Genomic DNA, 11,071 nt, shown 5'->3' on the forward strand with positions numbered 1-11,071 from the left:
CGCGCCGCTGCGGCCCCGGCCCCGAGGCCGAGACCCTCACCGGAGCGCAGGCGGTCGTCCGCTCGCTCGAGATGCTCGGCATCGAGGACGTCTTCGGTCTGCCCGGAGGAGCGGTCACTCCCGGTCTACGACCCGCTGGTGGACTCGTCGAAGATCCGCCACATCCTGGTCCGCCACGAGCAGGGCGCCGGCCACGCCGCCGAGGGCTACGCCTCGGCGGTGACCGGCTTCGCTCGGCGTGCTGCATCTGCCGACGTCCGGCCCCGGAGCGACGAAGACCTCGTCGCGCGATCGCGGACGCCTACATGGACTCCGTCCCGATGCTCGCCATCACCGGCCAGGTCTTCTCGACGCTGATGGGCACCGACGCCATCCAGGAGGCGGACATCGTCGGCATCACCATGCCGATCACGAAGCACTCGATCCTGGTCACGCGCCCCGAGGACATCCCGCAGGCGCTCGCCTCCGCCGCCCTCATCGCGACGACCGGGCGCCCCGGCCCCGTGCTCGGTCGACATCACCAAGAGCCGCTGCAGCAGAACGAGGCTCCGTTCCTCTGGCCGCCGAAGATCGACCTGCCCGGCTACCGGCCCGTCACCAAGGCGCACGGCAAGCAGATCCAGGCCGCGGCCCAGCTGCTCGCCGAGTCGAAGAAGCCGGTGCTTCTACGTCGGCGGCGGCATCATCGCGCCCGCGCCTCCGCCGAGCTCCTCGCGTTCGCCGAGGCGTCCGGCGCCCCGGTGGTCACCACGCTGATGGCCGCGCGGAGCCTTCCCGGATTCGCACGAGCAACACCTCGGCATGCCGAGCATGCACGGCACCGTCCCCGCAGTGCTGGCGTTGCAGGAGGCCGACCTGATCCTCGCGCTCGGCTCGCGCTTCGACGACCGCGTGACCGGCAAGGCGGCGCTCTTCGCCCCGCACGCCAAGGTCGTGCACGTCGACATCGACCCCGCCGAGATCTCCAAGATCCGCACCGCCGACGTGCCGATCGTGGGCGACCTCAAGGACGTGCTGCCCGACCTCACCGACGCGTTCGCGAAGGCGATCGACGGCGGCGCGCCCGACACCTCCGAGTGGTGGTCCTACCTCAAGGGCCTCCAGGAGGAGTTCCCGCTCGGCTACACTGGAGCCGACCGACGGCCAGCTCTCGCCGCAGTACGTCATCAAGCGGATCGGCGAGCTCACCGGTCCCGAGGGCGTCTTCGCCTCCGGAGTCGGCCAGCACCAGATGTGGGCCGCGCAGTTCATCAAGTACGAGCGCCCGAACTCGTGGCTGAACTCGGGCGGCGCCGGCACGATGGGCTACTCCGTCCCGGCCGCCATGGGCGCGAAGGTCGGCGAGCCCGACCGCGTCGTGTGGGCGATCGACGGCGACGGCTGCTTCCAGATGACCAATCAGGAACTCGCCACCTGCACGATCAACGACATCCCGATCAAGGTCCGCGGTGATCAACAACTCCTCGCTCGGTATGGTGCGGCAGTGGCAGACCCTCTTCTACGAGGGCCGCTACTCCAACACCGACCTCAACACGGGTCACGACACCGTGCGCGTGCCCGACTTCGTGAAGCTGGCCGACGCGCATCGGCGCTCTCGGCATCCGGGTCACGAAGCCGGAGGAGATCGACGACGCGATCCGCCTCGCCATCGCGACGAACGACCGCCCCGTGGTCATCGACTTCGTGGTCAGCCGCGACTCGATGGTGTGGCCGATGGTGCCGCAGGGCGTCTCGAACAGCTACGTCCAGTACGCCAGAGACCACAGCCCGATCTGGGACGACGAGGTAGACCGCATGACGCGCACCACGTTCTCTCCCTGCTCGTCGAGGACAAGCCGGGACTGCTCACCCGTGTCGCCGGGCTCTTCGCCCGCCGCGGATTCAACATCGAGTCGCTCGCCGTGGGCCCGACCGAGCTCGACGGCCTGTCGCGCATCACGGTCGCGGTCGACGTCGAGGACCTCCCGCTCGAGCAGGTCACGAAGCAGCTCAACAAGCTCGTCAACGTGATCAAGATCGGCCGAGCTCGACCCCGACCAGTCGGTGCACCGCGAGCACCTGCTCGTGGGTGCGCGTCGACAATGTCACCCGCTCGCAGGTGCTGGAGGCCGTGAACCTCTTCCGCGCCCGCGTGGTGGACGTCGCGACCGACGCCCTCGTCATCGAGGTGACGGGCGACTCCGGCAAGACCAACGCCTTCCTCCGCGTCATCGAGCCCTACGGCATCAAGGAGATCGCGCAGTCGGGCCTGCTCGCCATCGGGCGCGGCTCGAAGTCGATCACCGAGCGCGTCTTCAAGCACTGACCGCGACCACTCCTCTACAGAAAAGGACACACCACGTGACCGAGCTCATCTACGACACCGACGCCGATCTCGATCATCCAGGCCAAGAAGGTCGCCATCGTCGGCTACGGCTCGCAGGGCCACGCCCCGCGCAGAACCTCGCGACTCCGGCGTCCAGGTCGTCATCGCGCTCAAGGACGGGTCGAAGTCGACCGCCAAGGCCGAGGACGACGGCTTCGAGGTCAAGAGCGTCGCCGACGCCGCCGACTGGGCCGACCTGATCATGATCCTCGCGCCGGACCAGCACCAGCGCGCGATCTACAGCGAGCAGATCGCCGACAAGCTGACCGAGGGCAAGACGCTCGCCTTCGCGCACGGCTGCAACATCCGCTTCGGCTACATCGAGGCGCCCGCGAGGGCGTCGACGTGATCCTCATCGCGCCCAAGGCCCCCGGCCACACCGTGCGCCGCGAGTTCGTCGCCGGCCGCGGCATCCCGGACATCATCGCCGTCGAGAACGACGCGTCGGGCACCGCCTGGGAGACCGCGAAGTCCTACGCGAAGGCCATCGGAGGCACCCGCGCGGGCGTCATCAGAGACGACCTTCACCGAGGAGACCGAGACCGACCTGTTCGGCGAGCAGGCCGTGCTCTGCGGCGGCACGTCGCAGCTCGTCCAGTACGGCTTCGAGACCCTCGTCGAGGCCGGCTACCAGCCCGAGATCGCCCTACTTCGAGGTGCTCCACGAGCTCAAGCTGATCGTCGACCTGATGTGGGAGGGCGGCATCGCCAAGCAGCGCTGGTCCGTCTCGGACACCGCCGAGTACGGCGACTACGTCTCGGGCCCCCGCGTCATCGACCCCAGCGTCAAGCAGAACATGCAGGCGGTCCTCGGCGACATCCAGAGCGGCGCGTTCGCGAAGCGCTTCATCGCCGACCAGGACGCCGGAGCGCCTGGAGTTCCAGGAGCTGCGCCAAGGGCGAGCAGCACCCGTCGAGGCGACCGGCCGCGAGCTGCGCAAGCTGTTCGCCTGGAAGCAGACCGACACCGACTACACCGACGGCAGCGTCGCGCGCTGACGCACTGACGCCTGACGGACCGAGGGAACCCGGACCGTCGAAGGAACCCGCTCCAGCGGGCTCCTCGACGAGGTCGGGGTTCCTCCGCGTCCGGGAGGTAGCGTGGGCCGGATGGAGCGACGGACGCGGCGGCTGCGGCAGTGGGACGAGACGGCAGCGGCGGCACGGGACGGGATGTCGTGGGAGTGTCGGCAGGGGATCGCGCTCTGCGGGCTGGCGGGGGCGGGGCTCGCGATGGCGCTCGCGCTGCTGTCCGGCGGGATCCTGGAGTCGTCGCCGCCGCTGCTGCGCACCCTCGCGGCGCTCCCGCTCGCGCTGATCGCGGCGACGACACTGGTCGCCACCGCGTCCGGTCTCCGCCACCGGTCGGAGCGAGCGGCGCAGCGGTTCCACGCGCGCCGCTGGCCGGTGCCGTCCGACTTCGACCGGAGCGACCTCGACGAGACCGCCGATCTGCCGTCCGATCGCGCCGCTTGCTCGAGGACGGCCCTGACCCCGTCGGACCTCGCGAGGATCCTCGCGCCGTCGTGCCTGCGGAACGGGCCGAGTGCTCGGTCACGAGGAGCGCGTCGGCGAACGGCCTCTGGGCGCCGCTCGATGCTCTTCGGCCTGCTCTCGCTCGCCGGCGTCCTCGCGGCGGGAGCGGGCGGCTCTCCTGCTGATCCCGGTCGTGGTCCTCGGCGTGGAGGACGGGCGCACGTGCTCGCCGCCAGGACTCTCGCTGCCGTGCGGGGCCGCCGTGGGCGTCGGATCGTCGCAGGCGAGCGCTCTGCTGATCGCCATGAGGACGGAGCGCCGACGCGCAGCTGTCCCGGAGCCGTCGCCTGCTCGCCGAAACTGTGGCCGAAGGAGGCCGCTCGAGGAGGGGCCGCCGTGCGGTCCGCGGGGGAGTGGCGGCGATCGACCGGCGGGCGCTGTCCGGGTCTGTCGCGGAAGGCGGCGCCCTGCGAGCCCCGATCGCGGGACGGATCGCGCCGACCGTCCTGCTGGCGGTTGGCCCTGCCCCGGTGCTCGTCGCTGCTGCTGCTGAGCCAGCCGGCGGGAGTCGCGGGCGAGGCGGCGCAGACCGCCTTCGGCGGCTTGCCGCGCACCGGCTCCGGCCAGCGCGGCTGCAGGCCGTCGCCGAGAGTGACCCGGCGGATCTTGCGTCCGACGAAGGCGGGCAGCAGCCAGTCGGCGGTCCGGGGCGGTGCTGGTCGCGCAGCCACTCCCAGGGGTCAGCGGCTCGGGCGCCTCCCACGGACCCGCCGAGATCGTGTGCAGGACGCCGAGGATCCCGAGCAACGCAGAGCCGCCAGGGTAGCGGTGGCCGCGCTTGGAGGCGTGCATCCGGTCGGGCGACCACATCATCGGCTCGCGGAACGCCTGCATGCGCCAGCCGGAGAAGTCGACGAGGATCGCGCCGCGCTCACGGGCGATGCGGCGGACGGCGCTGTTGTAGATCCGGTTGCGGCGGACGAACATCCGCGGCGCGGGCGGCCCCGGGATGTCGAGCTCCGGTGAACAGGACGAGCGAGGCTCCGGTGGTCGCCAGGGCGTCGACGAGGCTCTCGTACTCGCGGATTCAGACGCGCAGCGTCGGTGCCGAGGTCGAGGATGTCGTTCCCGCCCGCGTAGAGGGGACAGAGCGCCGGCCGCAAGCGCGAGGGCGGGCTGCAGCCGCTCGTCGCGGATCTGCGCGAGGCGCTTCGAGCGGATGGCGCAGTGTTCGCGTACTCCCAGCCGGGCTCGGCCTTCGCGAGACGGTCGGCGACGCGGTCGGCCCATCCTGACTCCGTTGGGCAGCCGCGGGTGCGGGTCGCCCCCACGCCCTCGGTGAAGGAGTCGCCGACGCACGAAGCGCCGCTCGCCGGCCGCCGCAGTGCGTTCCCCCATCGGAGGAGGATCGCGCGGACGGGGGACCGGGCGGTGGCGCGGGGGTGTCCGCGAGGTGACGCCCGGGCGACGGCGGCTCCGAGCCTCCTGGAAGGCGGGCGCGGTTAGGGTGTCGGGGTGATCGATGCCAGGGACGACGACGCGCTCAGCTGGGCGGGCGAGGACGAGGACCCGATGCTCGTGGCCGGGGAGACCGCGACGCGACGACGTCCGCCGCGGGCGGTGCGCCCAAGCTCAGCCTGCGTCCGGCCCACGACGGCGAGACCGCCGACGAGCTCCTCGGAGGAGCCTCCGAGGACGACGAGATCGAGGACGACGGGATCGAGGACGACGATCCCTCCAGCCGAGGCGGCCGCCGCCTCTCCGGTGCTGCTGGTGGCGACCGGCGTCACCGCCGGGCTCTACCTCCTGTACACGATCGGCTGGATGATCACCGGCGGACGCGCAGAACGCGACGATCACGGCGACCTTCGCCGGGGATCCGCTCGGCGGCGCGCTCTACGGACTCGGGCTCTGGCCGTGGTCGCCGCCCTCGTCACCTGGTTCGCTGTCGTCCTGCTCGGCACCCGCGATCTCGGTCCGCACCCGCGTGCTCTGGCTGCTCGCCGGGCTCGTTCTGCTGGCTCCGCTGCCGTTCCCAAGGGTGTGAGGATGACCGACGACACCGCCGAAGGCGACCTCGGCGGCCGCCGGATTGGGCGCGGGAAGGGCCTCGCCCTGACGATCCTGCTCGCCGTGGTCGTGGGCGCGCTCCTCGCCTGGGACGTGCGGGAGGCGATCGGCAACCTCGTCGGCATCCGCGCCTACGCGGCTGGCCTGGGCACGGATCTGAACGCCACCGGCTGGACGGTGCTGCTGCTCTCGCTCGCCCTCCCCGTCGTCTGCTTCGTCCTCGCCCTGATGCTGGGTCGGCGCCGGGGGGTCGTCGCCCGGGCGGGCCCTGCTCGCCGCGCTGTGCGTCCCGGCGGCGCTGTCGCTGGACCTGCAGCAGGTCTGCTTCCGCGAGCCTCGTCACCCTCGGCTGAGCCGGCGTCACACAGCGGGGCCGGGAGGCGTTCGCCACAGTGGCGGGGGCTCCACGACCCCGCGTCCGGCGCCTGCACCGTCCCCTCCCCGAAGGAAGCGCACTCGTGACAAAGCCGGTCGTCCTGATCGCCGAAGAACTCTCGCCCGCCACCGTCGACGCCCTCGGTCCCGACCGAGGTCAGGAACGTGGACGGCACCGACCGCCTCGCGCCCGGGGAGGCGCCGGCACCGCCGACGCGATCCTCGTCCGCTCGGCGACGCAGGTCGACGCCGAGGTTACCGCCGCGGCGCCCTCGCTGGAATACGTGATCGCGCGCGCGGGCGGGTCTGGACAACGCCGACATCACCGCCGCGACCGCCGCCGGCGTCATGGTCGTCAACGCGCCGACCTCCAACATCATCTCGGCGGCCGAGCTGACCGTGGGCCACATCCTGAGCCTCGCCCGCCACATCCCGGCGGCGGCCAGCGCGCTCGCGCAGGGGCTGGAAGCGCTCGAAGTACACGGGCACGGGTCACGAGAAGACCGTCGGCATCATCGGCCTGGTCACCGGCGCCCATCACGGCGCGCCTGCAGGCCGGCGTCGACGTCGCCTACGACCTCTACGTGACGAGCGCCCGCGCGCAGCAGCTCAAGGTGACGCCCTGTCGCTCGAGGAGTCCGCGCAGAGCGACTTCACCACGATCCACATGCCCAAGACCCTCGAGGACGACCGGCATGATCTCGGACGAGCAGCTCGCGCTGATGAAGCCCTCCGCGCACATCGTGAACGTGGCGCGGGCGGCCTCATCGACGAGGACGCGCTGCACCGCGCGCTCGTCGCGAACACGATCGCCGGCGCCGGTCTCGACGTGTTCGTCAAGGAGCCGCCGGTCGGCCTGCTGCTGCTGGCGCTCGAGAACGTCGTCGTCACTCCGCACCTCGAAGCGTCGACCGACGAGGCAAGGAAGGCGCTGGCCCTGGTCGCCAAGTCGCGCGCCTGCGCTCGGGCGAGCCTGTCCCGGACGCCGGCCTTCAACGTGGCCGGAGGCGTCATCGACGAGTACGTCCGCCCCGGCATCCCGCTGGTCGAGAAGCTCGGCAAGGTCTTCGCCGGGCTCGCGCAATCGCCCGTCACGTCGATCGACGTCGAGGTGCGTCGGCGAGCTCGCCGGGCTACGACGCGCCGCGCCTGCTCGCGGCGCTCAAGGGCGTGTTCACCAACGTCGTCTCCGAGACCGTCTCGTACGTGAACGCCCTGGTCCTCGCGGAGCAGCGCGGCATCGAGGTGCGCCTGATCACCGACGCCGTCTCGGACATACCGCAACCTGATCACGCTGAGCGGCGCCCTGTCGGACGGCTCGCAGATCTCGGTCTCGGGCACGCTGACCGGCACCAAGCAGGTCGAGAAGCTCGTCGCGATCAACGGCTACGACGTCGAGGTGCCGATCAAGCACCACGTCGTGATGAGCCACGTCGACCGCCTCGGCATCGTCGCGGTCTACGGCCGCGAGTTCGGCGAGGCCTCGGTCAACATCGCGGGTATGCAGGTCGCGCGCACGGAGAAGGGCGGCAAGGCCCTCTCGGTGATCACCATCGACTCGCCGGCACCGGCGGGCCTGCTCGAGAAGGTCCGCGTCGCGATCGTGGACGCCGACATCATGCAGGATCGACATCGACGAGCAGTACTCCCTGCCGCTCACCGAGCATGATCCGAGCCCGTCCCGCGCACCGTCGCGGGCGGCTCCGTCGTTCCGGGGCCAGGTGCTCGGCGCCGGGTGCGGCGAGGAGGCGGTCGATGATCGCGAGGACCTCGTCCACGTCGCCGCTCGGCTCCCTGCCCGTGGGCAGCAGGGCGGAGTCGTGCAGAGCCCGTCGCTCATCAGCACGATCGCGCGGGCGACCAGGGGATCGCCGACCGCGTCGGCGACCACGGCGGTCCAGCTGTCGTGGAGGCGGGCGAGGCCGGCGCTCGCGCGCTCGTCGTTGCCCTGGGCGATGCGCGAGACGGCGAGGATGGTCCGGTCGAAGGTGTCGACGGCGAAGGACGTGCGGATCAGGTACGGGACGATGCCCGTCCGACGCGCGGATGCGCGCCACGTCCTCGTCAGGCGCTCGTCGAGGCGCTGGAGCAGGCCGTCGACGAGGGCGTCCTTCGAGGGGAAGCGGTAGAGCAGCCCGCCCTTCGGAGACTCCGGCCGCGCGGGCGACGCCGTCGTAGAGCAGGGCTGCGCGCTCGCCCTGCTCGTTCAGCAGCCCCTCGAACGCCGAGGACGCGGTCGCGGGCGGAGGAGGCGGGGGGCACGGCCTCCATCCTATGGTCGGCCTTGCGTTACTGTACCGAGCGGACGGTATACTCCTGGAGTCGCCGGCCGAGCCCTCCGGCGGCCCGGCGCGACCCGGGATTCCGAGAGAGAGCACCACCGTAACCGCCCGCACCGCCTCCGTGACCGTTCCCCCCACCTCCGCCGCGCCCGCCGCCGACCTGGGCAGGCGTCGGTCGCCGCGCGTGCTCGCCCTCGCGGTGCTGATGCTGCCGGTGCTGCCGGCCCTGGTGGACAACACCGTCCTCAATGCGCTGCTGCTGATCGCCGAGGACCTCGGGCCGGACGGGCACTGGAGCTGCTGTGGATCGTCGACGCCTATCCGCTGGTGCTCGCGGGCCTCCTGGTCGCCATGGGGAGCCTGGGCGACCTGGGTGGGCCGGCGGAGGCCGCCTGTGCTCGGCGCGATCGAGCCCGCGGTCGTCTCGATCGCCGCGGCCTTCTGCCCGGACAGGCCGGGGCGCTCATCGCAGCCCGGGCGGCGCTGGGACTGCCCGGCGCGACGCCGGCGCCCTCGACGCTGTCGCCCTGGCGCGCCTTCTTCCCGAACCGCGATCAGCGTCATCGCCATCGCGATCTGGGCGATCGGCTTCGGCGGTGGTCGGCGGGCCGGGCCGCTCGTGGGCGGGTTCCTGCTCGAGAGCTTCCGTGGGGCTCGGTGTTCCTGCTCGGTGGTGCCCGTGCTGCTGCTGCTGGCCGCCGCGCCGATCCTGGTGCTGGAGTCGCGCGACCCGCACCCGGGGCCGGTCGACGTGGTCAGCATCGTCCTCTCGCTCGCCACGATGGCGCCGATCGTCTACGCGGTGAAGTCGGCGGCCGAGCACGGGATCGATGCCGTGGCCGTGATCGCGCTGGTCGTCGGCGTGGTGAGCGGGGTGGCACTGCGCGCCGCCAGCAGCGGCGCGCGGTGCCGATGCTCGACCTCTCGCTCTTCCGCCGCGGCTCGTTCATGCAGGTGATCGTCGTCAACCTCCTCAGCGTCGTCGCGCTCGTCGGCGGCCTTTTCTTCGTCTCGCAGCACCTGCAGCTGGTCGTCAGCTCGCCGCTGCAGGTGTTCGTGCTGGTGCCCGACCTCGCGGTCACTCGATCGTGGCGGACTGGGCGTCGCCCGCCGCGCGCCGGATTCTCCGCGCGTGGTCGTGCTCGCCGGGCTCGTGGTGTCGGCCGTCGGCTACGCGCTGCTGGCCCTCGGCAGCGCCGTCGAGGAGGGCCACGGCGCTGACGGTCGCGGTCTCGTTCGCGTTCCTCGGGCTGGGCATCGGCGCGGCCGAGACGGTCTCGAACGAGCTCGTCCTCGCGAACGCGCCGGCCGATAAGGCCGGTGCCGCCTCGGCGGTGTCCGAGACGGCCTACGAGCCGGGCGCCGTGCTCGGGACCGCGACGCTGGGAACGGTGCTGTCCGCGGCGTACCGCAGTTGCGTGGTGCCGCCCGAGGGTCTCGACGCGGGGCAGGTGCAGCGCGCGGGGGAGACCCTGGGCGGTGCGGTGTCGGTCGCGGGTGAGCTGCCCGCCGACTCCGCGGCGAGCCTCCTGGCCTCGGCCGGTGCAGCGTCTGACGCCGGAGTGGGCTGGCTTATGTGATCGGAGTGGGCTCAAAGGCTCGAGCGGCCGTCGTCAGCCCGCGCCTGCGCCGCAGCCGAGTGCCCGAGAGTACGCTGGGGTCGTCTCTGCCCTCCCCGCACGCCTGAGGATGCCCCATGCCCTGCACCGTGAAGCTTCGCCGTCATCCCGAGACGGGATCGACCGGAGGTGATCGCCGAGGCCGGCGTCCTCGACGCGGTGACCGCCGACTCCGATCTGGTGATCGAGAAGATCCTGCTCGCTCGGGCGGCCCGCTTCCTCGAGACCGGCGATGTGCTCACCGACGAGGACCTCGCGGCGATCGCGGCGCACGACGCGATCCTCCCGAGCGCGTCGGCGGCGTGCCCGGCGACCCGGGGCGGCTGAAGGACGGAAGACGTGGAGTGCGACTGCTGCTGCGCCTGCGGTTCGCGCTCGACCACTACGTCAACCTGCGCCCGACCCGCGTGTACCCGGGCGTGCCCTCGCCGCTGTCCGCGCCGGGCGACGTCGACTTCGTGGTCGTCCGCGAGGGCACCGAGGGCCCCTACGTCGGCAACGGCGGGCGATCCGCCAGGGCACCTCGCACGAGATCGCGAACGAGGTCTCGGTGAACAATACCGGCGGCGTCGAACGCGTCGTGCGCCACGCCTTCGAGCTGGCCAGCGCCGCTCGAAACTCACCTTCGTGCACAAGACCAACGTGTCGCTTTCTCCGGATCGCTGTGGAAGTGCTGCTCGTGGACGAGGTGGGGCCACCTACGAGGACGTGGCCGTCGACTACCTCCACGTGGACGCGGCGACGATCTTCCTCGCGACCGACCCTGCCAGGGTTCGACGTCATCGTCACCGACAACCTCTTCGGCGACATCCTGACCGATTCGCCGCAGCGGCGCACGAAACGCAGCGTTTCACGACAAATGCGAAACGGTTAAACACCCGGGC

The 11,071-nt window shown here is 71.7% G+C and carries 7 protein-coding genes and 6 pseudogenes; 10 read left to right on the top strand and 3 right to left on the bottom strand.

What is annotated here, in order from left to right; all coding sequences use genetic code 11:
- Window positions 1–71 precede the first annotated feature (71 nt).
- The 4 genes and pseudogenes from AC0CII_RS24450 to AC0CII_RS24465 all read left to right on the top strand — a co-directional run.
- Window positions 72–1,785, top strand: a pseudogene (locus tag AC0CII_RS24450) (acetolactate synthase large subunit); the annotation flags it as partial.
- Window positions 1,773–2,305, top strand: a pseudogene (ilvN, locus tag AC0CII_RS24455) (acetolactate synthase small subunit). The pseudogenes AC0CII_RS24450 and ilvN, both read left to right, overlap by 13 nt.
- Before the next feature lie 35 nt (window positions 2,306–2,340).
- A pseudogene (gene ilvC, locus AC0CII_RS24460) lies at window positions 2,341–3,364 on the top strand (ketol-acid reductoisomerase).
- Window positions 3,365–3,475: 111 nt separating this feature from the next.
- On the top strand, window positions 3,476–4,867 hold the full coding sequence (locus AC0CII_RS24465; protein WP_465231154.1) for a hypothetical protein: 1,392 nt from the start codon (window positions 3,476–3,478) through the stop codon (window positions 4,865–4,867).
- Window positions 4,868–4,968: 101 nt separating this feature from the next.
- On the opposite strand, the pseudogene AC0CII_RS24470 reads toward AC0CII_RS24465, so the two are convergent.
- Window positions 4,969–5,172: pseudogene (locus tag AC0CII_RS24470) on the bottom strand (hypothetical protein); the annotation flags it as partial.
- A 184-nt stretch (window positions 5,173–5,356) separates the two neighbouring features.
- On the opposite strand from AC0CII_RS24470, the gene AC0CII_RS24475 reads away from it, so the two are divergent.
- A complete protein-coding gene (locus tag AC0CII_RS24475; RefSeq protein WP_465230857.1) occupies window positions 5,357–6,373 on the top strand; it encodes a hypothetical protein in 1,017 nt (338 codons plus the stop codon).
- Window positions 6,370–7,955, top strand: a pseudogene (locus AC0CII_RS24480) (NAD(P)-dependent oxidoreductase). Before AC0CII_RS24475 ends, AC0CII_RS24480 begins: the two are co-directional and overlap by 4 nt.
- On the opposite strand, the gene AC0CII_RS24485 reads toward AC0CII_RS24480, so the two are convergent.
- A complete protein-coding gene (locus tag AC0CII_RS24485; protein WP_465230858.1) occupies window positions 7,903–8,343 on the bottom strand; it encodes a hypothetical protein in 441 nt (146 codons plus the stop codon). The pseudogene AC0CII_RS24480 and the gene AC0CII_RS24485 sit on opposite strands and share 53 nt — an antisense overlap.
- Before the next feature lie 7 nt (window positions 8,344–8,350).
- A complete protein-coding gene (locus tag AC0CII_RS24490; RefSeq protein WP_465230859.1) occupies window positions 8,351–8,548 on the bottom strand; it encodes a hypothetical protein in 198 nt (65 codons plus the stop codon).
- Window positions 8,549–8,689: 141 nt separating this feature from the next.
- Here AC0CII_RS24490 and AC0CII_RS24495 point away from each other — a divergent pair, with 141 nt between their 5' ends.
- The 4 genes and pseudogenes from AC0CII_RS24495 to AC0CII_RS24510 all read left to right on the top strand — a co-directional run.
- The gene (locus AC0CII_RS24495) at window positions 8,690–9,526 is read left to right on the top strand and encodes a hypothetical protein (RefSeq protein WP_465230860.1); all 837 of its coding nucleotides are present in this window, start codon (window positions 8,690–8,692) and stop codon (window positions 9,524–9,526) included.
- The gene (locus AC0CII_RS24500; protein WP_465230861.1) at window positions 9,475–9,789 is read left to right on the top strand and encodes a hypothetical protein; all 315 of its coding nucleotides are present in this window, start codon (window positions 9,475–9,477) and stop codon (window positions 9,787–9,789) included. Before AC0CII_RS24495 ends, AC0CII_RS24500 begins: the two co-directional genes overlap by 52 nt.
- Before the next feature lie 143 nt (window positions 9,790–9,932).
- Window positions 9,933–10,148, top strand: coding sequence for a hypothetical protein (locus AC0CII_RS24505; protein ID WP_465230862.1), 216 nt, complete (start codon window positions 9,933–9,935; stop codon window positions 10,146–10,148).
- Window positions 10,149–10,292: 144 nt separating this feature from the next.
- Window positions 10,293–11,007: pseudogene (locus AC0CII_RS24510) on the top strand (isocitrate/isopropylmalate family dehydrogenase); the annotation flags it as partial.
- Window positions 11,008–11,071: the final 64 nt, after the last annotated feature.

It is taken from the genome of Rathayibacter sp. AC182 (genome assembly GCF_979253875.1).

What these genes read in the sequence shown, in the direction of transcription:
- AC0CII_RS24465 (WP_465231154.1), top strand. Translation starts at nt 3,476, where the DNA reads ATGGAGCGACGGACGCGGCGGCTGCGGCAGTGGGACGAGACGGCAGCG.